General features: G+C 68.1%; 24 protein-coding genes. 16 read left to right on the top strand and 8 right to left on the bottom strand.

Going from position 1 to position 26993, the window contains the following annotated elements:
* Positions 1-93: 93 nt before the first annotated feature.
* The 3 genes from QH195_RS02440 to QH195_RS02430 form a co-directional block, all read right to left on the bottom strand.
* A complete protein-coding gene (locus QH195_RS02440) occupies positions 94-810 on the bottom strand; it encodes an MBL fold metallo-hydrolase (protein WP_280419982.1) in 717 nt (238 codons plus the stop codon).
* Between the two features lie 69 nt (positions 811-879).
* Positions 880-1638 carry a YczE/YyaS/YitT family protein gene (locus tag QH195_RS02435; RefSeq protein WP_280434174.1) on the bottom strand — a complete coding sequence of 253 codons (759 nt, stop codon included), beginning with the start codon at positions 1636-1638 and terminating at the stop codon, positions 880-882.
* 147 nt (positions 1639-1785) lie between these two features.
* Positions 1786-2607, bottom strand: a complete 822-nt coding sequence (locus tag QH195_RS02430) for a maleylpyruvate isomerase family mycothiol-dependent enzyme (protein ID WP_280434173.1) — start codon at positions 2605-2607, stop codon at positions 1786-1788.
* Between the two features lie 211 nt (positions 2608-2818).
* Between QH195_RS02430 and QH195_RS02425 the strand changes: the two genes are divergently transcribed.
* On the top strand, positions 2819-3217 hold the full coding sequence (locus QH195_RS02425) for a VOC family protein (RefSeq protein WP_280434172.1): 399 nt from the start codon (positions 2819-2821) through the stop codon (positions 3215-3217).
* Between the two features lie 115 nt (positions 3218-3332).
* Here the strand turns inward: QH195_RS02425 and QH195_RS02420 are convergent, their stop codons facing one another.
* Positions 3333-3989 carry a hypothetical protein gene (locus QH195_RS02420; RefSeq protein WP_280434171.1) on the bottom strand — a complete coding sequence of 219 codons (657 nt, stop codon included), beginning with the start codon at positions 3987-3989 and terminating at the stop codon, positions 3333-3335.
* A gap of 17 nt (positions 3990-4006) precedes the next feature.
* On the opposite strand from QH195_RS02420, the gene QH195_RS02415 reads away from it, so the two are divergent.
* The 3 genes from QH195_RS02415 (at position 4007) to QH195_RS02405 (ending at position 6484) form a co-directional block, all read left to right on the top strand.
* Positions 4007-4237 (top strand): hypothetical protein, encoded by a 231-nt coding sequence (locus QH195_RS02415; RefSeq protein WP_432278365.1) that lies wholly within the window; start codon positions 4007-4009, stop codon positions 4235-4237.
* Between the two features lie 110 nt (positions 4238-4347).
* Positions 4348-5538 (top strand): NAD(P)/FAD-dependent oxidoreductase, encoded by a 1191-nt coding sequence (locus QH195_RS02410; RefSeq protein ID WP_280434170.1) that lies wholly within the window; start codon positions 4348-4350, stop codon positions 5536-5538.
* A gap of 10 nt (positions 5539-5548) precedes the next feature.
* Complete coding sequence (locus QH195_RS02405; RefSeq protein ID WP_280434169.1) at positions 5549-6484, top strand: sigma-70 family RNA polymerase sigma factor; 936 nt, start codon at positions 5549-5551, stop codon at positions 6482-6484.
* Positions 6485-6978: 494 nt separating this feature from the next.
* Here the strand turns inward: QH195_RS02405 and QH195_RS02400 are convergent, their stop codons facing one another.
* Entirely contained in the window at positions 6979-7884 is a 906-nt protein-coding gene (locus QH195_RS02400) for an SDR family NAD(P)-dependent oxidoreductase (RefSeq protein WP_280434168.1), read from the bottom strand.
* A 165-nt stretch (positions 7885-8049) separates the two neighbouring features.
* Here QH195_RS02400 and QH195_RS02395 point away from each other — a divergent pair, with 165 nt between their 5' ends.
* Complete coding sequence (locus tag QH195_RS02395; protein WP_280434167.1) at positions 8050-8910, top strand: helix-turn-helix transcriptional regulator; 861 nt, start codon at positions 8050-8052, stop codon at positions 8908-8910.
* Positions 8911-8950: 40 nt separating this feature from the next.
* Here the strand turns inward: QH195_RS02395 and QH195_RS02390 are convergent, their stop codons facing one another.
* On the bottom strand, positions 8951-9895 hold the full coding sequence (locus QH195_RS02390; RefSeq protein ID WP_280434166.1) for an RNA polymerase sigma-70 factor: 945 nt from the start codon (positions 9893-9895) through the stop codon (positions 8951-8953).
* A gap of 189 nt (positions 9896-10084) precedes the next feature.
* Entirely contained in the window at positions 10085-10747 is a 663-nt protein-coding gene (locus tag QH195_RS02385; RefSeq protein WP_280434177.1) for an IclR family transcriptional regulator, read from the bottom strand.
* Positions 10748-10936: 189 nt separating this feature from the next.
* Here QH195_RS02385 and QH195_RS02380 point away from each other — a divergent pair, with 189 nt between their 5' ends.
* From QH195_RS02380 to ilvD, 9 genes are all read left to right on the top strand, one after another.
* Complete coding sequence (locus tag QH195_RS02380) at positions 10937-11383, top strand: nuclear transport factor 2 family protein (protein ID WP_280434165.1); 447 nt, start codon at positions 10937-10939, stop codon at positions 11381-11383.
* Between the two features lie 45 nt (positions 11384-11428).
* Positions 11429-12265: an SDR family NAD(P)-dependent oxidoreductase gene (locus QH195_RS02375; RefSeq protein WP_280434164.1), complete on the top strand. Its 837-nt coding sequence runs from the start codon at positions 11429-11431 to the stop codon at positions 12263-12265.
* Positions 12258-13040: an SDR family NAD(P)-dependent oxidoreductase gene (locus QH195_RS02370; protein WP_280434163.1), complete on the top strand. Its 783-nt coding sequence runs from the start codon at positions 12258-12260 to the stop codon at positions 13038-13040. Before QH195_RS02375 ends, QH195_RS02370 begins: the two co-directional genes overlap by 8 nt.
* Positions 13040-14479 carry an FAD-dependent oxidoreductase gene (locus QH195_RS02365; RefSeq protein WP_280434162.1) on the top strand — a complete coding sequence of 480 codons (1440 nt, stop codon included), beginning with the start codon at positions 13040-13042 and terminating at the stop codon, positions 14477-14479. Before QH195_RS02370 ends, QH195_RS02365 begins: the two co-directional genes overlap by 1 nt.
* A 19-nt stretch (positions 14480-14498) precedes the next feature.
* A complete protein-coding gene (locus tag QH195_RS02360; protein WP_432278296.1) occupies positions 14499-15821 on the top strand; it encodes an MFS transporter in 1323 nt (440 codons plus the stop codon).
* Between the two features lie 46 nt (positions 15822-15867).
* Entirely contained in the window at positions 15868-17064 is a 1197-nt protein-coding gene (locus tag QH195_RS02355; protein ID WP_280434160.1) for a homogentisate 1,2-dioxygenase, read from the top strand.
* Entirely contained in the window at positions 17061-17924 is an 864-nt protein-coding gene (locus tag QH195_RS02350; protein ID WP_280434159.1) for a hypothetical protein, read from the top strand. Before QH195_RS02355 ends, QH195_RS02350 begins: the two co-directional genes overlap by 4 nt.
* Positions 17921-19102, top strand: a complete 1182-nt coding sequence (gene fahA, locus QH195_RS02345; RefSeq protein WP_280434158.1) for a fumarylacetoacetase — start codon at positions 17921-17923, stop codon at positions 19100-19102. Before QH195_RS02350 ends, fahA begins: the two co-directional genes overlap by 4 nt.
* Positions 19103-19537: 435 nt before the next feature.
* Positions 19538-21217, top strand: coding sequence for a dihydroxy-acid dehydratase (ilvD, locus tag QH195_RS02340; protein WP_280420007.1), 1680 nt, complete (start codon positions 19538-19540; stop codon positions 21215-21217).
* 110 nt (positions 21218-21327) lie between these two features.
* Here the strand turns inward: ilvD and QH195_RS02335 are convergent, their stop codons facing one another.
* Positions 21328-24591: an arabinosyltransferase domain-containing protein gene (locus tag QH195_RS02335; RefSeq protein WP_432278416.1), complete on the bottom strand. Its 3264-nt coding sequence runs from the start codon at positions 24589-24591 to the stop codon at positions 21328-21330.
* 345 nt (positions 24592-24936) lie between these two features.
* On the opposite strand from QH195_RS02335, the gene QH195_RS02330 reads away from it, so the two are divergent.
* Both QH195_RS02330 and QH195_RS02325 read left to right on the top strand, forming a co-directional pair.
* The gene (locus QH195_RS02330) at positions 24937-25398 is read left to right on the top strand and encodes an SRPBCC family protein (RefSeq protein ID WP_280419960.1); all 462 of its coding nucleotides are present in this window, start codon (positions 24937-24939) and stop codon (positions 25396-25398) included.
* A 280-nt stretch (positions 25399-25678) separates the two neighbouring features.
* Complete coding sequence (locus QH195_RS02325; protein WP_280434156.1) at positions 25679-26890, top strand: cytochrome P450; 1212 nt, start codon at positions 25679-25681, stop codon at positions 26888-26890.
* Positions 26891-26993: the final 103 nt, after the last annotated feature.

Raw genomic sequence — 26993 nt, 5'->3', positions numbered from 1 at the left:
ACGTGGCCGTGGTGGCCGGGGCGGGGGCTATTTAACCACCCGGCCGTGCGCCCGGCCCGAGTCTTTTCCACTTGCCGGCGCGCGGCCGGGCGGTCAGGCCGGGATCCGCTCCTGATAGACGGTGGCGAGGTCACGGAGGGCGTTCGAGCAGTCCCCGGTGTAACTCGAACCGTGCATGACGGCCAGGGTCACGGGCTCCAGTGCCGCGAGGCGATTGAGCGCCGCGGGGACTGCGGGGCCGATCGAGGTCGCGTGGAATACGTCTTCGGCGACCGTCGCGGGCCCGACGAGGTCGGCATCGGTGAGCGCCGGACCGTCACCGAGCTGGGTCATCAGGTCGCCACAGAACAGCACCCCGGTGGTCTCCTCGTAGAGGACCCGCGCCTCCCAGTTGTGCGGTGCGTGCGGGGTGTCCAGATGCCGGATACGGCGTCCGCCCAGATCGATCACCTCACCGTCGGCCAGTCGTCGCGGTGGACGGTCGGCCAGATCGTCGATCGAGACCAGGCAGCCCACCTCGCCGTGCGCCACCTCGGCGTTCGGGGCGGCCGCGAGGAACAGGTTCATGGCCCCGCATTCGTCGGCCTCCACATGGCCGAAGGTGATCCAGCGCAACTGCTCCACCGGTCTGATGCGCGCGACGGCGGCGGATACGGCGGGGAACAGGGCTCGCAGCCCGGTGTGGAACAGCAGTGGTTCTTCGGCGTCGACGAAGAACTGATTGAAGGTGAATCCGCTGGGCCCCACCTCGGGAACGTAGGTGGAGAACCGGTAGATCCCGTCGGCGATTTCGTCGGTTCGGGTTTCCATAGGAGACGTCCTGGTCGTTTCGATCCCCCGGTCGCAGCACCCAACGCGGTCGAACAGCGAACCGCCAGTTTACTCCCGTCCACGCCTCCGTAGAAGCTCTCGAGCGGGCGCCGGTTCTGCCCCGCCGACCCGGCCCGAAGCGACGACTCGAGCGGAACAGACCGCAGCGTCACCGCAGCCGGCATCCTCCGGGGGAGGCGCAGTCGCGTCGGTATCGGCCGGAGTTCTATCGGACGCCGGTGTATCGAAACCGGGCAACCAGCCGCTGACCAGTGGAATCATCGCCTGGATCAGCGGTCCGATGGCGACCGCGTAGACCACGGTGCCGAGGCCGACCCCGCCCCCGAGCAGCCAGCCGGTGGCCAGAACCGTGACCTCGATGGTTGTCCGAACCAGGCGGACCGACAAACCGGTCCGGCGAACCACACCGGTCATCAACCCGTCGCGCGGTCCCGGCCCGAGTCCCGCACCGATGTACAGCACACTGGCCAGCGCATTGAGGACCACCGCGAACACCATCGCGCCCAGCCTTCCCGGAAGCGATTCCCACTCCGGCAGCAACCACAACCCCATATCGACCGACACCCCGACCAGCACGACATTGCTCACGGTGCCGAATCCGGGCCGCTGCCGCAGCGGTATCCAGGCCAGTAGCACGACCGCCCCGGTCACGATGGTGACCGTCCCGAAACTCATCGGGAGATGCCGGGTCACCCCCTGATGGAACACATCCCACGGGTCCAAACCCACTGCGGCACGGATCATCACGGCCATGGAGAACCCGTACAACCAGAGGCCGGCGAACAATGCCACGAGACGTCGGATCATACGACGAGCATGCCGGGCGACCGGACTGCTCGTACAGGGCCACCTGGGTACTACTGGCCCTTGTCGGAGGGAACCAGCCGCCAGAAGACGCACACTCGCTGCACTGGACGCCCACCTGAACACTGTGCTCGGGCCGTAACCCCTGATTCAGGCGACCACCGCGAGCAGTGTCGTCGCCGACTCCGCCAGTTCCGGGTCGCCGCGCAACTCGGAACGCCGACGTGCCTGGTCGACGGTGATTCCGCGAGTGGCCAGGCGCCAGAACGAGTCCTGGTCCATACGTACAGTCGCGGCCGGGTTTTCTGCCGGCACCGCCGTCAGATCCCAGCTGGTACCGTCCGACACCACCGACCAGCAACCGCCCGCTGGACCGGTGATCTCGAAACGTACCGCCGTCCCGTGGGGCCGGGCCCGATCACGCAGCGCCCACGGCACCGCGTGCAGAAATGCCATGAGCACCGGGCGCATCAGCGCAATATCGTCGGCGCCGCGACGAGACACCGCGTCGCGGATCTGCTGCTGATGGACCCAGAATTCGGTGTACTCACGGGCGATATCGAGCCAGGCCGGACTGGTACCGGTCCCCGCCCACGAAACGTTCAGCCGTGCGGGGCCGGCGAGGTCCGCTGTTGCCGCCCAGACACGGTCCAGTTCCGGGCCCAGCTGAGCGAGCAGATCGGTGAGCACCCGGGGACTGCATTGACGCATCGCGTTGACGAACTCTCCGTTCACGCGCGCCAGGTAGGCAGGCAAGGTCTCGTCGTCGGCGAACACCGCACCGCCATGGCCGTCGCGACTGCCGGATATGCGCCGCAGGTAATCGTTGAGGAGGTGCGCGGTCACATCCGCCACGCTCCAGCCGGGACACACCGTCGGCTTCTGCCAATCCGGCGAGTCCAGCGACCGGAGCAGGTCGAGCAGCATCTGCCTCTCCCGCCGGAACAGCGGCCGAACGTCGAGTGGGATCATGGCTGCGCAGTCAACCTCGCCCGGCCGCATTGTGCCACCGATTTTCCTGGATGAACCGGGCCGGCTCGAAACCGGCGGGCTGGGTGATGGTCCGCTCGCGTGCCCGTGCCGTTCGCTGTGGCGCTCGTATAGCGGGCAGAAGCTGTCCTGTTTCGAATCTAGGGTCGCGTGCGGCGGTGTCGCCGCCGCATCGACAGAACCAGGAGCACCCATGAAACTCGTCTCGATCCGTTTGATCACCGATGACATCCAGCGGATGGTCGACTTCTATCAGCACGTCACCGGTGTCGACGCCCTCTGGGCTACACCGGATTTCGCCGAAATCGTCACACCGGCCGGTACCCTCGCCATCGGAAGCACCCGGACCGTGGCGCTGTTCGGGGCGGGCAGCGCCCGCGCAGCCGACAACCGCACCGCGATCATCGAATTCCTCGTCCCCGACGTCGATGCGGACTATCGGCGGTTGCGGGACAAGGTCGACGATTTCGTCAACGAGCCCACGACAATGCCGTGGGGAAACCGGTCCTTGCTGTTCCGCGACCCGGACGGCAACCTGATCAACCTCTTCACCCCGGTCACTGCGCAGGCAGTCGCGAAATTCGCCGGTTGACATCCGCTCATCGATGTTTCAGGGCAGTCGGGCAGCGACGGGTCGAGCGATCGGTTTGCCGCCGGGAGTCCTGTTGTCGGCTGTGCTCCGGCCGAGCGCCGGCGGGGCGGGTCGGTCAGCCCGTGGTTTCGGTCGGTACGTCGACCGCGACCTCGCCACCGAGTGTGTGGCCGCCGGTGAGCCGCAAGTGGTCACCGCTCCAGAATCGGCCCGGGTCGTACCAGTCGGGGTCGCGAGTCTCCGGTAGCAGGCCCATCGCCTGGTAGGTGGCGGCCACGATCTCCGCGCAGTAGGCGTTCTCGACTTCGCGTGCGTCGGGTCTGCGGGACCGGCGGCGGGGCAACTGGATTCGGCCGCGGAACCAGCGCCCGGCGAGGGCGGCGGTCGAGGGGAAGGGGGTGCCGTCGAGCCGGGCGACGGTGCGCAGTACACCGTCCTCCATCGCGCGGGTGGCCGGGGGATCGAGCTGGCGCAGCCAGGCCTGCTGGCCATAACGGTTGGCCCACACCATCACTGCATCGCGCAGGTTGTGCAGTTGTGCGCCGCGATGAGTGGTACCCGACCACATATCGGTGAGCGACCGGCCGAGTTCGGCATGCCAGATCAGGGCCGGTAGATCGTCGATCACCACGGCCATCCCGACATGGTTGACCGGGCTGTTGGTGGTCATCCGAATCATCCGGTCGGCCGTGGAATGTCCACGGAACAACCAGATATCGCCCGTTCTGGTGATCTCGACAGCCCGGTCGAGATCGATATCCGCACCCGCCATACACGTAGCCTATGCGTATGAGGTGGTGGAAGCTGCTGGGTTTGGCGGGTGCGGCCGGTGTGGTGGCCACCGGTGTGGTGGTGGTGCGCGCGGAGCGGCGCCGCCGTGCGTACACACCGGATGAGGTTCGCGAACAGTTGCACGCACGGTTCGCGCAGGCGGTGGCCGCGGACACGGTCGAGGCAACCCAACCGGAGCCGCGGCGTGCCCGGCTGCGGGCATGGGCGCGGCGGGTGCTGCGGCGCTGACACCCATGTGGTGATTCAGATCACAGTCGATTCCTGTCAGGGATCCGGTCGCTGTCCCGTTCAGAGGGCACGCGAACGAGAGGTTCACCGAACCGGACAGGAGCACCGTTATGAAGCACCGCATCATGGTCCTGGGGGCCGGATACGCCGGCGCCTACGCCGCCGGCCTGCTCGCCCGGCGGCTGCATCGCGACGAGGTCGAGATCACCGTCGTCAACGCCGAACCGGATTTCGTCGAACGGATGCGCCTGCATCAGCTCGCCGCGGGCCAGGAACTGCGCCGGCACGGCCTGGCGGAGCTGTTCGCAGGCACCGGTATCCGGCTCCTGGTCGCGCGCGTCGAATCGGTCGACGCCGGGCAGCGAACCGTCACCGTGACCGGCGCCGCCGGAACCGACCGGCTCGAATACGACACCCTGCTGTACACGCTCGGCAGCACCGCCGCCCACCACGGAGTGCCGGGCGTCGCCGAACACGCCTTCCACGTGGCCGGGCGGCCGTCGGCGCTGCGGCTGCGCCGGCGTCTGGACGACCTCGGCGGAAACGGGACGGTGCTCGTCGTCGGTGGCAATCTCACCGCCATCGAGGCCGCCACCGAACTCGCCGAATCCCGGCCCGGCCTCCGGGTCACCCTCGCCACCAGCGGCGAACTGGGCGGCTGGCTCGGTCCCGCGGCCCGCCGCCACTTGTTGCGGGCATTCGACCGATTCGATATCACCGTCCACGAGCACACCACTGTCGGACGAGTCGAGGCGTCCCATGCCGTCGCCGCCGACGGTACCGTCCTGCCCACCGACGCCACCGTGTGGGCGGCCGGATTCGCCGTGCATCCGGTGGCCGCCGCGAGCGGGCTCGCGGTCGAGGAGAACGGCCGGATCCGGGTGGACCGGATGATGCGGTCGGTATCGCATCCGGATGTCTATGCCGCCGGCGACAGCGCTGTCGCCATCCGCGACAACGGCCGGCCGCTGCCGATGTCCTGCGCCTCGGCGGGATTCACCGCCACCCAGGCCGTGGCCGCGATCGTCGGCGACCTCACCGGCCGCGACGTACCCGAGACCTCGCTGTCCTATGTCGGCAACCACATCAGCCTCGGCCGCTCGGACGGGATCTTCCAGCTCGTCGACGCCGCCGAGCGGTCGAAATCCTGGGCTCTGCGAGGCCGCGCGGCGGCACGGGTCAAGGCCGCCATCCTGAACGCCGGACCGTGGAGTCTGCGGCATCCGACCTACGGCATGCCCACCCGCAGGCATCATGTGGAGGCCGTGCCGGGGCGGCGCCACAAGGAGGTCGCGGCCTAAAGTGGCGACCGTGGACACCGCCACCGTGGAACGCTTCGAGGCCGGCCGGTCGCGGCTGGCCTCGCTGGCGTACCGGCTGCTCGGATCGGCCGCCGATGCCGAGGATGTCGTACAGGACGCGTTCCTGCGCTGGCAGGCCGCCGACCGCGACCGGATCGAAATCCCCGAGGCCTGGCTGACCAAGGTGGTGACCAATCTGTCGCTGGACCGGCTGCGCTCGGCCCGCGCCCGGCACGAACGCGCGGCCGGCACCTGGCTTCCCGAACCGCTGCTGGACGGCGACCCGATGCTGGGCCCGGCCGATACCGTCGAACAGCGCGAATCGGTCACGCTGGCGGTGCTGCGGCTGATGGAACAGCTGTCCCCGGTCGAACGTGCCGTTTATGTTCTCCGTGAAGCGTTTTCCTACAGCCACGCCGAGATCGGCGAGATCCTCGACATCTCCGAGTCCGCGAGCCAGCAGCATACGCACCGGGCCCGGCAGCGCATCGCGGCCGGGCGCAACGCCGCCGCCGCCGACCGTGCCTCCGCCCGCCGGATCGTGGAGGCATTCGTTGCCGCCGCCGCTTCAGGCCACACCGAACAGCTGGTAGCTCTGCTGACCGATGACGCGACCGCGATCTCCGACGGCGCCGGCCTGGCCGCGAAACTCCAGGTCATGACGACGCCGCGCCGGATCGCGACGACCCTGCGCGCGGGTTTCAAACCGACCGCGGCGAAGCGCCGGTTCGTGGGTGCTCCCTTGTCCATCCACGCGGGCCTGGTCAACGGCGCCCCGGCGATGATCGCCGCCACCGAGGACCGCGTGGTGGGCGTGGTGGTCCTCGAGGTCCGCGACGAGAAGATCGCGGCCGTCTGCGGGATGGCCGCCGGACAACGGCTGGGCCGGGTCACCGAGCAGTGGCGGCGCAGCGAACACCCTGCTCCGATCATCGAAACATGGTGAGCGCCGCCCCGTCCCCGGCTCTCTTTCGGCGCGCCCGGCCCGCGCGGTGGGTTCATCCGCCGTGCCGCGCCGCGGCTCGGGCACGGACCGGCCCGCCCATCGAGTGATCTCCGTGTAAGGCCGCGACGGATCCGGTAGCGGATATCATCCGCGGTGAGCCGGTGCGAAGCTCTGCGGTGACGAGGGTGTCGAGTTCGTGTATCAGCGGTGACCCGGCCGGTCGTGCAGTTTGTACTCGAACTCGTACGGGACCGTCGATATCATGCCGGAAGCCGGGACGCCGAGGCATCGCCGACCGGGCGCAATTCCGCACAATGACGGCACGATCCGCGCTCGCGCCGGGCGGCCGCCGCCGAATCTGGACCGGACGGCCGACCGGCCACGAAATGTGAAGGTGGGTGAGCACCCCGTCCCCGCAGCAGTACTGAGATCTATACACGGAAGAGGCCAGCGGTCGGGTACACAGCCTCCTGGTGTACTGGGCGGGCCGGTGGTCAGAAGCCGCAGAGTTCTTCGGCTGCGGCCCACAGTTCTCGTTCACGGTCCGGCGCGTAGGACTCGCCGGACGACCGGGCCGCACGGTCGCGATCGATATAGCCGCCGTTGGTGAAGGCGATGCGCCCTAGCGCGAGGTCGGCGAGCCGGCGCCCGGCGGTTGTGCGGCTCACGGCGAGCGGGGTGATCGTCATGATCGGCAGGATGTAACGCATGGTGAACCGGGAGACGGGATCGGCGTTGCGGGCCAGCCCGGTTCCGGGGACGAAACCCGGGTTGTAGGAGACGATGCCGATACCGGCGGGGAGGCGGCGAGCGTACTCGTGAACCAGGTAGATGGCGGCGAGCTTGCTGGTGGAGTAGGCCGTGCGCCCGGCCGCGGTGGTGGTGGGCCGGGCGAACGAGCCAGGGGCCGCGAGCGAGTGGGGTGTGCTCCACCGGGGCCCAGGGACCATCCCCATGTTGTGCCGTAGGTCGCCGAAATGCGTATCGCTCACCGTGATCACGATCCGTGCCGGAGCAACGAACCGATCGAGCAGCAGCCGGATGAGCAAGTGATTTGCCAGGACGTTGACGGTGAAGGTCGCCTCGTATCCCTCGGCTCCGGCCGTCAGGTTGTCGGTGTACTGGATGCCCGCATTTCCGACGAAACCGCGCAGCGGGGGCAGCCGGCCGGTATCCAGAAGTTCGTGCAGCTTCCGGGCGGCGGTCCGGACGCTGGCCGAGGACGCCAGGTCGGCGGGGACGAGAGTGATCCGGTGTTCCAAGTCCGCGGCCGTGCCGGCGCCGGCCGGATCCCGCGCGATGACCGCGAGGTGGACGTCCGGATCAGCTCGGAGCATGCGCTCGGCCGCGACCCGGCCGATACCGCGACTGGCGCCGGTCATGACGACTGTGTATTTCATTCTCGATCAATCCTTCTGGAGTGCTCATGCTCATCACCGATGGCGCCGCTGCCGGCGCCGTATCACCCGAGAGTCCCGTAGCGGACTCCGGACAGCCAGTGCCCTGCCGGACGGTGGTACGCGCAGTACCACCATGGCTACGATCCGATCGCCCACACTGGACAGGTGAGCACAACCGATGAGCTCGGGGTCGCACTCCGCGGCTGGCGTGACCGCCTGGCGCCGGGCGATGTGGGCCTGCCCGATCTCCCCGGGCGCCGGGCGCGGGGTTTACGCCGGGAGGAGCTGGCGGCGCTGGCCGGTCTGTCGGTCGATTACATCGTCCGGCTGGAGCAGGGGCGGGCGACCCATCCGTCCGAGCAGGTGATCGGCGCACTGGCCCGGGCGTTGCAGCTGGAGGCCGGGGAACGCGATCATCTCTATCGCCTCGCGGGTCTGCTGCCACCACCGCCGGGACGGATCTCGCGGCATATCCCGCCGAGTATCCAGCGACTCGTTGCCCGGCTCGGCGACCTGCCGATAGCGGTGTTCTGCGCCGACTGGACTCTGATCACCTGGACCCCGCTGTGGGCGGCGCTGATCGGGGACCCGCGCACCGTGCCCGTCGAACGACGCAATCTCGTCCGCCTGACATTTCTGAGCGGGCCCGGGGATCCGGTGGTGCCGGTGCGTTCCGAACGTGGTGATCGGGCTGTTGAGGCCGCACTGGTCGCCGACCTGCGTGCCGCGCAGGTCCGGTATCCCGACGACCTCGGTCTGCACCGGCTCATCGCCGATTGCCGCAGCGACAGTCCGCGGTTCGCCGAACTGTGGCGCAGCGGTGCCGTGGGGGCGCACGTCCATGATCGGAAAACCGTGACTCATCCTGTGGTCGGTGACGTGATCCTGGACTGCGACGTGCTCGACGTTCCGGGCGTCGATCTGAAAATTGTCGTCTACACCGCTGTGGGCGGATCACCGGAAGCGGAGAAACTCGACTTCCTCCGGGTCGGCGCGGTCCGGGTCCACGACCGGCGCACGGGCTGAGTACGCCGGCCTCCCGCCCGCGCTCTCGGCCCGGGGCGGGTCACCACGCCACGGGGAGCGGTCGATGTGGTGCGGTCGCCGACCAGCGTCGCCGCACCCGACCCAGTTTGTCCGGGTTGACCTGGATACGGATCGCCTGGATACCGCCCGGGACCGGCTCGAGGCAGAAGACACCGAGAACCTGTCCGTCCACCTCGATGAGCAGGGCGGGACCATCGTTGACAGTGACGCTGTAGAAGGCCGGCTTGCCGCCGATGAACGCTCGTTTGGTATCGGTCGGCCGGAACAGACCGCTGAGGTACCGGGCGATCGCGAAACCGCCGAGCACCGGACCCCGGCGCGCCGGAACGCGGCCGCCACCGTCGGCGATGCTGACGGCGTCGCCGGCGAGCAACCGGATGAGTGGTTCGGTATCGCCGCTGAGGGCCGCGGTCAGGAATTCCCGCACGATTTCCTGCGCGGCTGCCGCATCGACCGGAGTTCGGGACCGATCGGTGGTCACATGCTGTCTGGCACGCCGGTAGATCTGCTGGCAGTTCGCCTCGCTGAGCTCGAGGATCTCGGCGATCTCCCGATGCTGATAAGCGAACGCCTCACGCAGCACGTACACCGCGCGTTCCTTCGGCGACAGCCGTTCCAGCAGGGCGAGCATCGCCAGGGAAACCGATTCGCGTTGCTCGACGGTATCGGCGGGGCCGAGTATCGGGTCACCGGCCAGGACCGGTTCCGGAAGCCACTGCCCCACATAGGTTTCCCGCCTGGCCCGTGCCGAGGTCAGCTGGTTGAGGCAGAGGTTGGTCAGTACCTTGGTCAGCCACGCCTCGGGTGTCTCGATCCGTTCCCGATCTGCCGCATGCCAGCGCAGGTACGTTTCCTGCACCGCGTCCTCGGCATCCCCGGCCGACCCCAGCAGCCGGTAGGCGATCGCCTCGAGCCGCCCCCGTAGGCCCTCGAAGAGATCGGCCTCGTGCGTACTGAGTGACATCGCTCCATCGTCGACCATGCCTGCACACCGAGTCCAGCCACCCGGGCACGCCGCGGCGGCCCGGGAGCGTCTCCGGTCACCTGTTGCCCGGCGCAGCAATTCCGGGAGTGACTCGTCGCGCAGGGCCGCGACGAGTGCATCCGCCGTACTGCCGCCGACGGCCGCTGACCGCCCGTCGCCCAGCTCCGGTCAGTGCAGGAGAGTGCCCAATTGCCGGGCGGCCTCGCCGACGGCGGTGGCGAGCGCGGGTTCGTCGTCGATTTCGAATACCGAGATTCCGATCGAGGACAGCGGTGCGCCGCGGCGTCGGGGGATCAGTGCCGAGATCCCGTACACCGTGGATACGACCTCGCCACGAGTGACGGCGTAACCCCGGCTGCGGGCCGCCTCTACTTCTGGGCGTTCGCCGGGGGCCGGCGGCAGCGCGGCCAGCATGGCCAAACCGGCCGATCCGCGGTCGATGGGATGGACCTGGCCCGGCCGGAACGCCACGTGGACCTGGGCATTGCGCGGTTCCACGACCACCAGCGCGCGCACCTCGTTCTCGCTCTCGCGGAGAACCAGGTGGACGGTGGCCCGCGTCCGTTCCGCGAGATCCTCCATCACCGGCCGGGCCACGGTCCGCAGATCCTGTTCCACCGGTTCGGCCAGCGTGACCAGGCCCGTGCCGAGCGTGACCCGTTTGGCATCGTCGCGGCGGCACAGGCGGTGCGCCTCGAGCGTGCGGACCAGCCGGTGCGCGACCGTTCGGTGTACGCCGACCGCATCGGCGAGATCGCTGGTCGACAGCCCGTGGGGATGGCGGGAGAGCACCTCCAGGATCGCCAGTCCGTGGTGCAGCGTTTTCGACATTCCGGAGTCGAGCTCGACCGCGGACGTGCGCTCGCCTGCCGGTGCCGTGCTGTGGTTCATCTCGTCCTTCTTGACTTCTGTGAGGGCGGACACTTAGCCTTTATGCATATCGCACAGTGCGTGCGATTATCGCACAGCTGCTGGGTGGGGGCAAGCCGGCGGAGCAGCGATCACCCGAGGAGAAGTTCGATGAGCACGGTGACATCCGGCGGCCTGCCGGATCCGGCCACGGTGGCCGCGGTCCACCAGCTGTACGGCTGGCAGAGCCAGTTCATAGACAGCGGCCACGCCGCCGACTGGGCGGCCACCTTCACCGTCGCCGGGGAATTCCATTCACCCAGCTACCCCGAACCGGTGACGGGGCGGGGCGCGCTCACCGAGTTCGCGCGCAATTTCTACGAGACAGCGCGTGCGGCCGACGAGGTGCATCGCCATGTCGTCACCAATATCGCGATCCGGCAGCTGGACGACGCGACGCTCGAGGTCGGCGCCTACCTGCAGATTGTCGCCACCCCCCGCGGCGGGCGCTCGTTTCTGGCGCGGATGACCACCTTCGAAGACCGCCTCCAGCGCACCGACGGCGGCTGGGCGATTGCCCGCCGCCGCGTTTCGCGCGACGACAGACCACCGGCATAACACCGGACCCCACGGCCTGTTCACACATCCCAGGAAGGATCAGAAATGAGCACCACCACGGACCGGGACAATCCGGGCCGCACCGATACGACCCCGATGACCGCGCAGTATCCGGAAATGGCGGGCAAGGTCGCCGTCGTCACCGGCGCGGCCCAGGGAATGGGTGCGGTATTCGCGGCGGGGCTGGCCGCGCGCGGAGTGTCGGTGGTGGCCGCGGATATCAACGAGGAGCAGGTCACCGCCACAGCGGACCGGATCGACGCCGAACTCGCCGGGAAGGCATCGGACGTACCACCCGGCCGGGTCGTCGGTATGCGGGCCGATGTCACCGCGCCCGCCGACCATGAGGAGCTCGCCCGGCGCGCCGTCGCCGACTTCGGGCGGATCGACTTCTGGATCAACAACGCGGGTATTTTCCCGTTCGCGCTGGCCGAGGACATCTCCCCGGAACAGATCGGCGCGACGCTGCGGGTGAACGTCGAAGGCGTGCTCTACGGCGCCCAGGCCGCGGCACGGCATATGCGACCGGGCAGCGCGATCGTGAACATGTCGTCGGTTTCCGCGCTGCGGGTACGGAAGGGACGCGGCGCGTACTGCACCTCCAAGGCCGCGGTCGCGCATATGACCGAATCCCTCGCGGTCGAACTGGGCGACAAAGGGATTCGCGTGAACTCCATTGCCCCCGGCTATATCGATACGGCCATGACCCGCTGGGTCCAGGAGGACCCCGCCGCGCTCGCGCACGCCCTCGAGGTGGTCCCGCTGCACCGGCTCGGTTCGCCGGAGGAGGTTTTCGGGCCGCTGCTGTTCCTGCTGTCCGACAGTGCCCGCTACATCACCGGGCACAGCATCGCCGTCGACGGGGGTTCGCGCCATGTCTGATCGGCCGGAGTATCCCCGGGTCGTCCTGGTGACCGGTGCCGCGGCCGGAATGGGCGCGGCCCATGCGCGGGCGCTCGGCACACTCGGCACCCATGTGTGTCTCGCCGATATCACCGACACCGCAGAGCTGGCCGCGGAGATCACCGCGGCCGGTGGTTCGGCCGGCGGACACGTCCTCGATGTCGCCGACCGAACCGCCTGGGACCGGGTCGTCGACGAGATCCGCACCGAGCACGGCGAACTGGGCGGACTGGTCAACAATGCCGGTATCTCGCGGCGGCTGGAATTCACCGACACCCCGGACGATATCTGGGAGCAGACGCTGCGGATCAACCTGTCCGGTCCCTTCTACGGGATGCAGGCGGTGGCACCGCTCATGCGTGATTCCGGTGGCGGATCCATCGTCAACATCTCCTCGATCACCGGACAGATCGGGTATTTCTCCCCGGCCTACTCGGCCAGCAAATGGGGGCTGACCGGGCTGTCCAAATCGGCGGCCGGTGGTCTGGCGAAATGGGGTATCCGGGTCAACTCGGTCCATCCGGGTCTGGTGGGGACCGCGCTGGTCAGCGGTTCGGGTGCGTTCGTGGACTCGTCGCTGCGGTCCATTCCGATGGGCCGTATGGGAGCGGCCGAGGAGATCACCGATGCCGTCCTGCATCTGCTGTCGAATCGGTCGAGCTATATGACCGGCAGCGAGGTCACCGTCGACGGCGGACTGGTCTCCAACGGCCTGTACCACCGCATCCTCGCCGATATCGAGGGGAGCCGGTAGTGGACGACGAATTCGATGTGATCGTGATCGGCGGCGGCGGAGCCGGTCTGGCGGCCGCGGTCTCCGCGGCCGAAGAAGGTGCCTCGGTGCTGCTGTTCGAATCCGAACGGGAACTCGGCGGCTCCACTCAGCTGTCCGCGGGACTGTTCACCGCGGCAGGCACCAGTGTGCAGCGGGCCCTCGGGATCGAGGACTCGCCGGAAAAGTTCTTCCAGCACTACATGGACCTCAACCAGTGGGTGTTGCGCCCGGGACTGATCCACGCCTTCTGCGAGAATGCCGGACCGACACTCGAATGGCTCCTCGGCCTCGGACTCGAGGTTCCGGCGGCCGTTTCCGGAAACGCGCACCAGCCGGGCCTGACCCGCGCGGGAGTGGAGGACGTGTGGCGCGGGCACGTACCGAAGGACCAGGGCTACGGTCTCGTTCAAGTTCTCGCCGGGGCCGCCCGTGCGCACGGAATCGAGGTGGTGCTGGGTACGCGGGTGGAGAAACTGCTGGTCGAGCAGGGCCGAGTGGCCGGAGTCGTCGCCGACGGGATCGAGATGCGCGCGGATGCGGTCGTCGTCGCGTCGGGAGGTTTCGCCCAGAACCCCGAATTCGTGGACCGCTACTTCCCGGACGCGCGCGAGGCGGGCGAATCCTTGTTCGTCGTCGCGGCACCGGGCAGCCGGGGCGACCACCTCCGCTTCGGAGACGCCGTCGGTGCGGCGCTGACCGGCCACGACTGGGGTCTGCTCATGCCCACCGTGTACTTCCAGCGCTACCACCATTGGCAGTCCGGGTTCCCGCCGGCGTCGCGCATCTACGTGAACCGGCAGGGCCGGCGTTTCATGGACGAGGACGCCTCCTATGCCGTCTCCACCGGAATCCTGGACCGGCAGGGCGGCTACGGCTGGATGATCTTCGACGAGAAAGCGCGGACCGGGCTCGCGCCCGGATATACCGACTGGACCGCCGACCGAGTGGCCGAGGAGGTCGCGGCCGGACGTACGGTGCGAGCCGACAGTTGGGAAGAGCTCGCGGCAGCCATCGGTGTCCCGGCCGCCGCGCTGCGCACCAGTATCGACCGGTGGAACGCCGAACTACCCGCGGGCCGGGACTCGGAATTCCGACGGCATCTCTCGCTGGCCGCGAAAGGTGTTCCGGCGCCCCTGGACCCGATCGCGACCGGGCCCTTCTACGCGGCCAGGATTCTGCCCGCGGAACTGGTCTGCACACACACCGGCCTCGAGATCGACGCGCGTGCCGCCGTGCTCGATACCACCGGCGCACCGGTGGCGGGGCTCTTCGCCGCCGGCGAGGCGGGCGGCGGGGTTCTCGGACTGCGTTACGTCGGCGGCGGTAACGCTGTCGCCAACGCGCTCACCATGGGCCGGATCGCCGGCCGCAGCGCGGCGCTCGCGTCGCGCACCCTTTCGAACGCACAAGGACGATGACATGTTGGGAAACGAGCTGATGCCCGAAGCAGTGCACCGCTCCGAATCGGCCGGCGGCACAAGCCCGGCCGGTAAGCAGTCGCCGGTGAAGGTGGTCCGCGCGGCGGTCGTCGGCACCGTCGTCGAGTACTACGACTTCGGCATCTACGGCTATATGGCGACGGTGATCGCCTCGCTGTTCTTCGTCTCGGAGAACGATACGGCCGCGCTGCTGGGGACCTTCGCGGCCTTCGCGGTCGCCTTCTTCCTGCGGATCCCGGGCGGGATCTTCTTCGGCCATATCGGCGACCGCTACGGCCGCAAGAGCGCGCTCTCGTGGACCATCCTGCTGATGGTGATCGCCACGGTGATCATGGGCCTGCTACCCACCTACGTCACTCTCGGCGTCTGGGCCACGGCCGTCCTGGTGCTGGCCCGGTGTGTTCAAGGGTTCGCCGCGGGCGGCGAACTCGGTGGCGCCAATGCCTTCGTCTCCGAATCGGCGCCGGCGCGCTGGCGGGCGACGCAGACCTCGATGGTCAACTCGGGCACCTATCTCGGCTCGCTCGTGGCGTCCCTGGTGGCACTGGGCCTGACCTCGTTCTTCGACGAGGAAACCATTCTCTCCTGGGCGTGGCGCATCCCGTTCCTGCTCAGCGTGGTCATCGGTGTCGTCGGCATCTGGATCCGCAACCATATGGAGGACACCCCGCAGTTCGAGGAACTCGCGGAGAAGGGGGAAACGAAGAAGCTGCCGATCATGGAGTTGCTCAGCACCTCCGGCGGCGCGGTCGTGAAGATCATCTTCCTGGGCGCGCTGATCACCGGTGGCTACTACATCGCCTCGGTGTACGCAGCCACCTATCTGCAGACCTCCGGCGGGCATTCGTCGACGCTGGCGTTCCTGTCCACCTCGCTCGCGCTGGTCCTCGGTGTCATCACGCTGCCGATCGCCGGCTACCTCGCCGACCGATACGGCCGTAAACCGGTGCTGTTCGGCGGTAGTGCGGCCGCCGCGATCCTCGGCATCCCGATGTTCATGCTGATGGCCGGCGCGGGTGCCTGGCAGGCCGTGGTGGGGCAGTCTGTGCTGTTCATCTGCGTCTCGGTCGTCAACGGCGCCTCGTACGTGACCTACGTGGAGATGCTCAAGGCCTCCGTGCGCTACAGCGGCCTGGCGCTGGGCAACAACACCACCAATATGGTGCTGGGCGGGACGGCGCCGTTCATCGCGACCTATCTCATCGACCTCACCGGCAATTCCCTCGCGCCCGCCGGATACTTCGTGTTCTGCGCGCTCCTCACCCTGGTGACGGTCTTCTTCATCGAGGAAACCAAGGGCATCGCCCTGCGGGTGGACTGATCCCGCGCCGTCATCGACACACATTCGTCTTCCCGAGGAGGTAGGCATGGCGTATTACCGCCGGCTCGGCAATGTTCCGCCGAAACGTCACACCCAGCACCGCGACGACAGCGGCCGCCTGTACTACGAGGAGCTGATGGGTGAGGAGGGCTTCTCCTCGGATTCGTCACTGCTCTATCACCGCGGTATCCCGTCGGCGATCTCCGATTCGACCGTCTGGGAGCTGCCGGACCAGTCCACGGAACCGAATCATCCGCTGCGGCCGCGGCATCTGAAACTGCACGAGCTGTTCCCGCGAGAGAGCTGGTCGCAGACCGATCTCGTGACCGGACGCCGGCTGCTGCTGGGCAACGCCGATGTGCGGATCTCCTATGTGGTCGCGCAGCAGACCTCGCCGCTGTACCGCAATGCCCTCGGCGACGAGGTCGTCTACCTGGAATCCGGTGCGGCGCGGGTCGAAACGGTGTTCGGGGCGCTCGAGGCGCGGCCCGGCGACTACGTGGTGATCCCGACGTCCACGACACATCGCTGGATTCCCCGCGGCGACGAACCGGTGCGCGCGTACACGATCGAATCGAGCAGTCATATCGTGCCGCCCAAACGCTACCTCTCGCGGTTCGGGCAGCTTCTGGAGAACGCACCGTACTGTGAACGCGATCTGCACGGACCGTCGGAGGTACTGCTCGCCGACGGTACAGATATCGAGGTACTGGTCAAACATCGGACCTCGCGCGGGATCGTCGGCACCCGAATGGTGTACCCGCGGCATCCGTTCGACGTGGTGGGCTGGGACGGTTGCCTGTATCCGTACACCTTCAATATCGAGGATTTCGAACCCCTCACCGGTCGAGTGCACCAGCCCCCGCCGGTGCACCAGACCTTCGAAGGCAACGGGTTCGTGGTGTGCAATTTCGTCCCCCGCAAGGTCGACTATCACCCGCTGGCCGTCCCGGTGCCCTACTACCACTCGAATGTCGACTCCGACGAGGTGATGTTCTACTGCGGCGGAAACTACGAGGCGCGCAAGGGATCCGGGATAGGTCTCGGGTCGGTGTCGGTGCATCCCGGCGGCCACGCCCACGGGCCACAGCCCGGCGGTATGGAACGCTCTCTGGGGCTCGAGGACGTCGAAGAGACCGCGGTGATGGTCGATACCTTCGCGCCGCTCGAACTGGGGGAGGGCGCACTGGCCTGTGAGGACCCGAATTATGCGTGGTCCTGGCTGGGGGAGGCGGGCGTATGATTCCCGCGCTGCTGCGTGGTCTCTGCGATGACGCGGCGTTGTTCCCACCCGGTAACGCCCCGCTGCCGGCCGCGCTCACGGCGCATGCCCGCTACCGCGACAGCGACTTCGCGGCGCTTGTCGGCCCGCTGATCTTCCCGATTCCCCGACTCGCCGAGCTCGCCGCGCAGCAACCCGCGCCGATCGAGGTGGTGCTCACGGCGCCGGAGGGTCCCGGCACGGTGGCCCGTGCCTTGGATCAGGCCGCCGAGATTTCCGGGGTCACCGTTGTGGGCGTCGAAATCGCCGCGCAGCCCGGCCGATCCGCGCAAGAGTTCTTCGCGGCACTGCCCGGGGCAAGACCGGGATGGCCGGAGCTCGCCGTAGCGGTCGAGGTTCCCCGGGACAGCCGCCGGCCGGAATTCTTCGACCGGCTGGCGGACTCGCCTTATGTGGCGAAGTTCCGCACCGGGGGTGTGGTCGCCGAGGCCTACCCCGGCGTGCCGGAACTCGCCGCCGCCATCCGGTCGGCCGTCACGGCCGGCACGCCGTTCAAAGCGACCGCGGGCCTGCACCACGCGGTCCGCAATACCGATCCCGCCACCGGATTCGATCAGCACGGGTTCCTCAACCTCTTGCTCGCGACGCATCGGGCACTCACCGGCGCCGAGACCGCCGAACTCGCCGAAGTACTGGCCGATCGCGACGGCAGCACGATCGCACAGCGGCTGGCCGCGCTGACCGATGCCGAAATCGACGCCGTGCGAACGGCGTTCCGGTCCTTCGGGACCTGCAGTATCGGCGACCCGTTGACCGAGCTGGTGGATCTACAGCTGCTTCCCGCCGCCCTGCGGCCCGTCCCCGAAAGTTCAGCACCATGACCGTGATAGAAATCCCCGCCGATTCACTGTTCGGGCTGGACAATCTGCCCTACGGCTCGTTTTCCACCCCGGGGACAACGCCCAGGATCGGCGTCCGGGTGGCGGACAAGGTCGTCGACCTGGCGCTCGCGCTCGGCGACGAGGTGTTCGCCCGGCCGGTCCTCAACGATTTCATGTCCCGTGGTCCGCGGGAATGGTCACGGGTCCGGGCCCGTATCACCGAACTCGTGCGCGGCGATATCGACGCGCACGCGGTGCACGATATCGCGGACGTGACGATGCACCTGCCCATCGCCGTCGCCGACTACGTCGACTTCTACGCTTCCGAACACCACGCCACCAATCTGGGCCGGCTCTTCCGACCCGATTCGGCGCCGCTCATGCCGAATTGGAAGCATCTACCGGTCGGCTACCACGGCCGCGCCGGCACCGTGATCCTGTCCGGCACCGATATCGTCAGGCCGTGCGGGCAGCGCAAAGCCCCCACAGAACAGGCCCCGTCCTTCGGGCCGTCGCGCCGCCTCGATATCGAGGCCGAACTGGGCTTCGTCGTCGGCGTGCCATCCGCACCCGGCACGGTGATCACACCGGACCGGTTCGCCGATCACGTCTTCGGCGCCGTCGTGGTGAACGACTGGTCGGCCCGCGATATCCAAGCATGGGAGTACGTACCGCTGGGGCCCTTCCTCGGCAAAAGCTTCGCGACCTCGATATCGCCGTGGGTGGTGCCGCTGGCGGCGCTCGAGGCGGCCCGGATCGACACCCCGGTACAGGACCCGGAACCGCTGCCCTACCTGCGCGGCACGGAGAAATGGGGTCTCGACATCGATCTCACGGTCGAGTGGAACGGGCAGCTCGTCGCCCGCCCGCCGTATGCCCAGATGTATTGGTCACCCGCGCAGATGCTGGCCCACACCACCGTCAACGGCGCCACGGCGCGCACCGGTGATCTCTTCGCGTCCGGGACGATCTCCGGACCGGAACCGGACCAGCGCGGCGCGTTCATCGAACTCACCTGGGGCGGCGCCGAACCCGTCGAGGTGGCCGGCGAAACCCGGACCTTCCTCGAGGACGGTGACGAGGTCGCCATCGCCGCCACCGCCCCCGGACCCGCAGGCTCGCGGATCGGATTCGGGGAGGTCCGTGCCCGGATACTGCCCGCCACGCAGGCGGGCTGATGAGGGCGAGGTCATGCCGCCGGCACGTGTCGGCGGCATGACCTCGTATCGGGCACCGGGCGATCGGAGCCGGGGTGCCCATCGACGCAATCACCACCCGAACCCCGGCCGAAGTACTGCTGAGTGCGCTGGACAAGGCCGGCGAGCTCCGGCCGGCCCGTCGGCGGCGTCGGGGCTTGCAGCTGATCGAAGACCTGGCGCGTTCGCGGGCGCGGATGCGTTCGTCGGCGCCACCACTGCGCGCTTCGGTCCCGCTCGAGCAGACCGGGAGTCCACGCCGGCAGCCCGGCACGCGGCGATCCGCACCGTTACCGACGTGGCACTCGGGCAGGCGCGGTCGCGTGCGTCCGACCGGCGTGGGACCAGGAAATCTCGCCCGGAGAAGAGGACGATGGCCTCGTGTCCCGTGATTCAGCAACCCCCGCCACCCCCGATATGAAACCCCGCAGCCGCGATGTGACCGACGGCCTGGAGAAAACCGCCGCGCGCGGAATGCTGCGCGCGGTCGGTATGGGCGACGACGACTGGGCGAAACCTCAGATCGGTGTCGCGTCCTCGTGGAACGAGATCACACCGTGCAACCTCTCGCTGGACCGCCTCGCCGGTGGCTGTAAGGACGGTGTGTTCGAAGCCGGCGGGTTCCCCATGCAGTTCGGCACCATCTCGGTTTCCGACGGTATCTCGATGGGGCACGAAGGAATGCATTTCTCCCTGGTCTCCCGCGAGGTCATCGCCGACAGCGTGGAAACGGTGATGCAGGCCGAACGGCTCGACGGATCGGTCCTGCTGGCCGGTTGCGATAAATCGCTGCCCGGTATGTTGATGGCGGCCGCGCGGCTGAACCTGGCCAGTGTGTTCCTCTACGCCGGATCCATCCTGCCGGGTATCGCGAAACTGTCCGACGGCAGTGAACGTGAAGTCACCATCATCGACGCGTTCGAGGCCGTGGGTGCGTGCGCGCGGGGGTTGATGAGCCGGGCGGACGTGGACGCCATCGAGCGCGCCATCTGCCCCGGGGAAGGCGCCTGCGGTGGTATGTACACGGCCAACACGATGGCCAGCGCGGCCGAGGCGCTCGGGATGTCGCTGCCGGGGAGCGCGGCACCGCCGGCGACCGACCGCCGCCGCGACGGTTACGCCCGCCGTAGCGGGGCGGCGGTGATCGAACTGATCCGCCGCGGGATCACCACCGCCGATATCCTCACGAAAGAGGCGTTCGAGAACGCCATCGCGGTGGTGATGGCGTTCGGCGGCTCCACCAACGCGGTCCTGCATCTGCTGGCGATCGCGCACGAGGCCGGGGTCGCGTTGAGCCTGGACGATTTCGCCCGGGTCGGCCGCCGGGTCCCGCATCTGGCCGATGTCAAACCGTTCGGCCGGCACGTGATGACCGATATCGACCGCGTAGGCGGCGTTCCGGTACTGATGAAAACCCTGCTGGAGGCCGGACTGCTGCACGGCGACTGCCTGACCGTGACGGGCCGCACCGTCGCGGAGAACCTCGCCGAGATCGCGCCGCCGGACCCGGACGGCAAGGTGGTGCGTGCGCTGTCGTCGCCGATCCACCCGACCGGTGGAATCACCATCCTGCACGGCTCGCTGGCACCCGGCGGCGCCGTGGTGAAATCGGCCGGGTTCGACTCCGATGTCTTCGAAGGCACCGCACGGGTTTTCGATCGGGAGCGGGCCGCCATGGACGCGCTCGAGGACGGGACGATCACGGCGGGCGATGTGGTGGTCATCCGCTACGAGGGTCCCAAGGGCGGCCCGGGGATGCGCGAAATGCTCGCGATCACCGGTGCCATCAAAGGTGCCGGACTCGGCAAGGACGTACTGTTGCTGACCGACGGACGATTCTCCGGCGGCACCACCGGTCTCTGCGTCGGGCATGTGGCGCCGGAAGCGGTGGACGCGGGTCCCATCGCCTTCGTGCGCGACGGGGACCGCATCCGCCTCGACGTCGGGGCGGGCACCCTCGATCTCCTGGTCGAACCCGTCGAACTCAGCCGCCGCCGCGACGGCTGGGCGCCGCTGCCCGCCCGCTACACCCGCGGAGTGCTCGCGAAGTATGTGCGTCTCGTGGGTTCGGCGTCCCAGGGTGCGGTCTGCGACTGACACAACCACGGACCGTACTCGGTGTGACGGTGCGTACTGGAAGCGCCGGACTCTGCGGCAGGCGAACAGTTCCCGCGTGGTGCGGCGAGAACCGCTCACCCGTCCGAGGGCTACCAGGTCACATTGATCGGCCCCGGGGTCCACAGACCGCCGTGGGTCTCCTGGGCCACCTCCGGTACCGCCGGACGTGCCCCGGGGTCGATCGGTGTGAATCGCTGCAGCTGCCCCCAATCGTGACTCCAGTCGTCCTTCAGATAGGTGGCCAGCGTTTGTGAGCGCAGCAGCTGGCGGGTCCAGCCCAGCGGACCGCCGCCGTCGTGGCTCTGCCACAGCGAGGTGGTGTGCGAGGCCGGGCGGTTGGGCAGGATGCGCCAGCCGGGTGCCTGGGCGATACCGTCCTTGTGGTCGTACGGCCGCTGGCACGGGAACTGCAGGCCCACCGCCCAATCCAGCAGTACCGGCTGCTGCGACCCGATCAGTTCGTTGACGGTCTGTGTCCGTGGTATGCGCGGCGGAGTGAGCGCCATCCACTCCTGGGCGTCGACGGACAGATCCTTGGCTTTGATCCGGACCACATCGGCCTGGTCCGGAATCTGATCCAGTGGCACCCGCAGATTCCGCCAGGACGGCGTCGGGCCGATATCGATGGGCATCACCTGCCCGAGGGGCCGGGCACTGGTCGCCGATTCCGCGGTGCCGTATTCGATATCGATCGGCTGACCGGGCATCACCGAACCGTCCTGGGTGATCGCCCGGAAGCGGCCGGACGCGGTGAACGCCATGATTCCGTCGCGGTCCTGCGGTGCCGGCAGCCGGTACCAGCCGGTGGTCAGTTCGGCCGCCTCCTGCTGCCCGGCGGTGCCGAGCACCGGGGTGGCCGCGGACAGCCCGAAGGGCAGCGGCGCGCCGCCGGTCTGCGTCCGGGAACTACCGTCGGAACCCTCGTCGTCCAGGGCGTCGGCGATACTGCTCTCCTCGTCCTTCGACTGATCGTCGTCGGAGGTCACGTTCGCCACACCGTGCGGGACGAATCCGGTGCCGTCACCGGCGAAGGTGCTCGCGGCGTCGCCGGACAGCGGCGTGAGCATCGCGGCGTTCGGGTCGGTTTCGACCAGCACATCGTTTGCCATCCCGCACGCTTCGCCCCGGACCGCGTCGATATTGGAGCGGGCCAGCGAGAATGCCGGGTATTGCGTGGCCGCGGCAGTCGCGAACGAGCCCACCTGGAACAGGACGATCAGCGCTGCCGCCACCGTGAGCGGCGGGATCTTCGCCAGCCGCCACGCCCGGCGCGAAACACGATGTGGTGTCCCGGGTTCCGGAGCGCGCAGATGCCACCAGCCGGCGAGTACCAGGCACAGCAAGGCGACGGTCAGGAAGATCTCGCTCATCCCGAGGCCGGCGATCGACGGCGCCTCGTTCCACCACGGGATCCCGTGATCGGAGGCGTAGAACCATTTGTTGACCCCGGTGAAGATCTGCGCCAGTGCCACCGCGACAACGGCCGCGAACAAGGCCCGGTAGCGCGGCGCCCGCATCACCCTCGGTCCCACCGCCACCGCGGTGACGACGGCGACGGCCCCGGCCAGTCCGGCGAAAACCCCGTTGTGGTGGGTGAACTTCGTCGGGACGGTCGCCATCAGCAGCATCGCCCCGAAGGTGATCCCCAGTAGCCGTTTGGCCGGGCCGGGGGCGACGAACGGGATCCGGCCGCCCTTGCGCAGTATCACGAACGCGCACACCAGCAGACCCAGCCACATCGCGACCATCCCGAACCGGCGCCCGATCGAACCGTCGGCTGTGGGCGTGAAGAGCCGCTGATAGGCGACATAGTCGTCGTACCACGGAATGGAGGGGCCCACCTCGTTGTGCACGCGGGTCATCTCGAACATCGCCGACAGGGGCTGGACGGCGAAGGCGAAAACCAGGACGAGGGTTCCGGCGGCGGCCAAGGGTGCCAGCAGGGCGCCGTAGGCCAGGATTCGCGCGGACCAGGACGGTCCGGTCGTGATGCCGGTGCCGGGATCCGACATCTTGCGGGCCCGGGCGATACCGAAGCGGACGACCGACCGCGCCCCGGCGGCCAGCGGCGCGAAACAGATCACGCCCGACGGCGCCGCGGTCAGGCTGAACGCGGCGATCAGAATGGCGATCGCGTACGGCAGCAGCTGCCTGGTCGCGATGGCCCGTTCGACGAAGCACCAGGTGAGCAGCACCGCGACCGCGATCACCGGTTCGGGGCGCAACCCGTTGTTGTAGGGCAGCCACACCGCGAGGAATCCCAGCGCACCGGTCCAGACGACGACCTTGTCGTGCCGCAGGACGACCCCGAGCCGGGGGATCACTTCCCGGCTCAGTGCCAGCCAGGCGAGGAAACCGGCGAGCAATGTCGGCAACCGCACCCATGGGCTGGCGATACTGATCTCGGTCATATGGGCGATCACGTCGTAGGGGGGCGTGCCGACCGGGTTCTCGGGTACGCCGAAGAAGCGGAAATAGTTGGCCATGTAGCCCGACGCCAGCGAAGTGCGGGCCATGCCGAACTGGTAACCGTCGTCGGAGGTCGTGGACCCGATGAAATGCCAGACCACGAGTGTGGTGAACACCGCGGCGTCGACACCGGTGAAGGTCAGCCAGCGCTGTGGCAGCAGCCGGCGTATCCGCCTGCCTGCCGAATGGTCCAGCCGGAACAGTGCCACCAGGGCGGCCAGCGCACACACCACCGCCAGTACCCCGGCGGCGCGTTTGGCGAGGGTCGGGACGACCGAGAAGCGGCTGTCCACCTCCGCGGTCACCGTGGTCCCGGCCGACGCGGTCAGATCGCTGAAGACGCCGACCAGCTGTGGCCGGAAATCGCCCGCCAGGAACACCGGCTGGGTGTCTGTTCCGGTGAGCTCGGCGGTGGTCGCCGAATTGTCGGAGTGCACGGTGAGGGTCGCGTCGCGCAGTTCGGCGACCGGCACACTGAACATCGACTGGCTGCGCAGCACCACCTCGAGGCGGGCGGGCGAGCCGTCCGCCGCGGGCTGGACCCGCGCAACGAATCCGTATTTCTCCAGATCGGGGGCCTCGGCGGGCATGGTGGCCGTAGCCAGGCCCCCGCGTTCGGTGAGCTGTTGCAGCGCCGGGCCGGGGATCGTGGCGTCGAAGGAGACCGGTGCGTAGGAGATCAGCGGGGCCGCGATGCTGCCGGTCGAGCCCTGCTGCGGCCAGGTGAGTGTCGTCTTGTCGACGTGTACCGGTAGGAGCGGGACCGCGAGGGCGAAGACGGTGGCGAGGAGACCGGCGATCAACGCCACCGGCCTCGCCCATTGTCCGCGTGCGGGCCGGGTGGCCCGAGATTGCTCCGCGGGCGTCAGGTCCGCCCTCACCATCGTGTCGGTCACGGGGGGCGATGGTAACGTGACGCATTCGTTACCGGCGAAGTCGGGCAAACCATCCTCGGTCCGATCGGACATCCCGTTTTTCCCGCGGCCGCTCGAGCAGCGACGATTCCGGTTCGCCGGTCCGGGGATCGGAACGGTTGCGGAAAACGGTGACTTGAAACATGGATATTTCTCTCGATGCGGATTTTCACCGGACGGCTGCCGTTCGCGCGCCTTGTTTGTCCGGCGGTCGCCCGGGTAGGCCTCGCATGTACCGAAACCGCACACCCGGGGCCTCGCCCGACTGATCCGATGCGGGTGCGGCACCGGGCGCGAGAGCAAGTGAGGTAGTGAATGAGCACTGTCACCGCTTCGACCGAGGTCGAGGTACCGATTCGCACGGCCTACGACCAGTGGACGCAGTTCGAATCGTTTCCGCAGTTCATGGAGGGTGTCGAGCGGGTGGACCAGCTCGACGCCACGCATACGCACTGGAAGATCGAGATCGGCCCGTCGGTTCGCGAGTTCGACGCCACGATCACCGAGCAGCACCCCGAGGAACGTGTGGCCTGGCGCTCCGACAGCGGGCCCCGTCACGCCGGCGTGGTGACGTTCCACCGGATCGACGATTCGACGACCCGGATCATCACGCAGATGGATATCGACCCGGAAGGTTTCGTGGAGAATGCCGCGGACAAGCTGAAGATCCTGGATCACCGTGTCCAGAGTGATCTCGAGCGGTTCAAGCAGTTCATCGAAACCCGCGGCCACGAAACGGGTGCCTGGCGCGGCGATGTACCGCGCCCGGGCAACTGAGTCTGCCCGTCCGGGCTTGCCGCAGCGCCGAACGAGTCGACCGGCTCGCTCGGCGCTGTTCTGTGGCACCTGTCTGTCGCCGTAGGCGTGCAATCGCGGTGTGCGTGCGTTTGCGGCGGTGCCCTGGGCGTCCTCGATCCGCCGAGGCAACAGTTGCATTCGGGCACTGCGGGAATCCACAATTGATAATGTCGTTATCGACAATTGAAAGTGGGATTCTTCGGGTGTCCGAACTGAAGCTCGACGCCGCTGAGCCCGTAGTGATCGAAGGAGTTCGCCCGTGCGCCGTGCAGACCAGGTCTACTGGGATCCCTTCGATCGTGATATCGCCCGCGACCCCTACCCGATCTACGACCGGTTACGGCGCGAAGCACCGCTCTACTACAACGACGAGCACGATTTCTATGTGCTGAGCCGCTACGACGATGTCGACCGCGCCCTGCTGGACTGGCAGACCTTCTCCTCGTCGCGCGGACCGATCCTCGAAATCATCAAGGCGGGAATCGAGATCCCGCCGGGTACCTTGCTGATGGAGGACCCGCCGGCGCACGATATCCACCGTGCGCTGCTCGCGCGGGTATTCACGCCGCGCCGGGTGCTCTCGCTGGAGCCACAGATCCGCGATATGTGCACGCGATCGCTGGACCGCCTCGCCGGCGCGGGCAGTTTCGACCTGATGACCTCGTTCGCCAACGAGGTGCCGATGCGGGTGATCGGGATGCTGCTCGGTATCCCGGAGGACGATCAGCAGGGTGTCCGCGACCGGGCGGATGCGAATCTGCGCACCGAGCCCGGACAGCAGATGCAGATATCGGATCAGGCCATTCCGCACGCCGACAGCTTCGCCGAGTACATCGATTGGCGCGCCGAGCATCCCTCCGACGATCTGATGACCGAGCTGCTGAACGCGCAATTCGAAGACACCGAAGGCGTGACGCGCACGCTCACCCGGCAGGAGATCCTGACCTATATCTCGGTGGTCGCCGGCGCCGGTAACGAGACCACCGCCCGGCTACTCGGCTGGCTGGGAACACTACTGGCCCGCCACCCGCGGCAACGTGCCGAACTGGTCGAGGATCCGCGGCTCATCCCGAACGCGATCGAGGAGACCCTGCGTTTCGAACCGACCGGCCACGCCATCGCCCGGTATGTCACCACCGATGTGGAACTGCACGGCACCACGGTGCCGGCCGGGAGTGCCATGATGCTGCTGGTCGCTTCCGCCAACCGCGACCCCGGTCGCTGGGACGATCCGGACACCTACGATATCCACCGCAAGATCAGCAATCTGCGAACCTTCGGCTTCGGCACCCATTACTGCCTCGGTGCCTCACTGGCCCGGCTGGAGGCGCGAGTCGCGCTGGAGGAGTTCCTGAAACGTTTCCCGGTGTGGGAGGTCGACTGGGACGCGCTGGAACTCTCGTCCACTTCGACGATGCGCGGCTGGGAAACCGTGCCGATCACTGTCGGTCAGCCCGCGGTCCACGCCTGAACCGGCGCGCCGTCATCCCACTGAACATGCGGCGGTCACTGTCTGGGAATGCCGAATACGCTACGAAGCGTTACGGGTCGGGCGTAGGCTTCGGATTCGATCG

The sequence above is a fragment of the Nocardia carnea genome (genome assembly GCF_029868855.1).
GTDB classification, from domain to species: Bacteria; Actinomycetota; Actinomycetes; order Mycobacteriales; family Mycobacteriaceae; genus Nocardia; species Nocardia carnea_A.
The sequence above is the reverse complement of the archived record's forward strand: the minus strand, read 5'-3'. Positions and strand labels throughout refer to the sequence as shown.

What these genes read in the sequence shown, in the direction of transcription:
- QH195_RS02420 (WP_280434171.1), bottom strand. Translation starts at nt 3,989, where the DNA reads ATGGCGGGTGCGGATATCGATCTCGACCGGGCTGTCGAGATCACCAGA.
- fahA (WP_280434158.1), top strand. Translation starts at nt 17,921, where the DNA reads ATGACCGTGATAGAAATCCCCGCCGATTCACTGTTCGGGCTGGACAAT.
- QH195_RS02410 (WP_280434170.1), top strand. Translation starts at nt 4,348, where the DNA reads ATGAAGCACCGCATCATGGTCCTGGGGGCCGGATACGCCGGCGCCTAC.
- QH195_RS02440 (WP_280419982.1), bottom strand. Translation starts at nt 810, where the DNA reads ATGGAAACCCGAACCGACGAAATCGCCGACGGGATCTACCGGTTCTCC.
- QH195_RS02400 (WP_280434168.1), bottom strand. Translation starts at nt 7,884, where the DNA reads ATGAAATACACAGTCGTCATGACCGGCGCCAGTCGCGGTATCGGCCGG.
- QH195_RS02360 (WP_432278296.1), top strand. Translation starts at nt 14,499, where the DNA reads ATGCCCGAAGCAGTGCACCGCTCCGAATCGGCCGGCGGCACAAGCCCG.
- QH195_RS02385 (WP_280434177.1), bottom strand. Translation starts at nt 10,747, where the DNA reads ATGTCGAAAACGCTGCACCACGGACTGGCGATCCTGGAGGTGCTCTCC.
- QH195_RS02330 (WP_280419960.1), top strand. Translation starts at nt 24,937, where the DNA reads ATGAGCACTGTCACCGCTTCGACCGAGGTCGAGGTACCGATTCGCACG.
- QH195_RS02435 (WP_280434174.1), bottom strand. Translation starts at nt 1,638, where the DNA reads ATGATCCGACGTCTCGTGGCATTGTTCGCCGGCCTCTGGTTGTACGGG.
- QH195_RS02425 (WP_280434172.1), top strand. Translation starts at nt 2,819, where the DNA reads ATGAAACTCGTCTCGATCCGTTTGATCACCGATGACATCCAGCGGATG.
- QH195_RS02335 (WP_432278416.1), bottom strand. Translation starts at nt 24,591, where the DNA reads ATGGTGAGGGCGGACCTGACGCCCGCGGAGCAATCTCGGGCCACCCGG.
- QH195_RS02380 (WP_280434165.1), top strand. Translation starts at nt 10,937, where the DNA reads ATGAGCACGGTGACATCCGGCGGCCTGCCGGATCCGGCCACGGTGGCC.
- QH195_RS02355 (WP_280434160.1), top strand. Translation starts at nt 15,868, where the DNA reads ATGGCGTATTACCGCCGGCTCGGCAATGTTCCGCCGAAACGTCACACC.
- QH195_RS02415 (WP_432278365.1), top strand. Translation starts at nt 4,007, where the DNA reads ATGAGGTGGTGGAAGCTGCTGGGTTTGGCGGGTGCGGCCGGTGTGGTG.
- ilvD (WP_280420007.1), top strand. Translation starts at nt 19,538, where the DNA reads ATGAAACCCCGCAGCCGCGATGTGACCGACGGCCTGGAGAAAACCGCC.
- QH195_RS02370 (WP_280434163.1), top strand. Translation starts at nt 12,258, where the DNA reads ATGTCTGATCGGCCGGAGTATCCCCGGGTCGTCCTGGTGACCGGTGCC.
- QH195_RS02390 (WP_280434166.1), bottom strand. Translation starts at nt 9,895, where the DNA reads ATGTCACTCAGTACGCACGAGGCCGATCTCTTCGAGGGCCTACGGGGG.
- QH195_RS02430 (WP_280434173.1), bottom strand. Translation starts at nt 2,607, where the DNA reads ATGATCCCACTCGACGTTCGGCCGCTGTTCCGGCGGGAGAGGCAGATG.
- QH195_RS02350 (WP_280434159.1), top strand. Translation starts at nt 17,061, where the DNA reads ATGATTCCCGCGCTGCTGCGTGGTCTCTGCGATGACGCGGCGTTGTTC.
- QH195_RS02375 (WP_280434164.1), top strand. Translation starts at nt 11,429, where the DNA reads ATGAGCACCACCACGGACCGGGACAATCCGGGCCGCACCGATACGACC.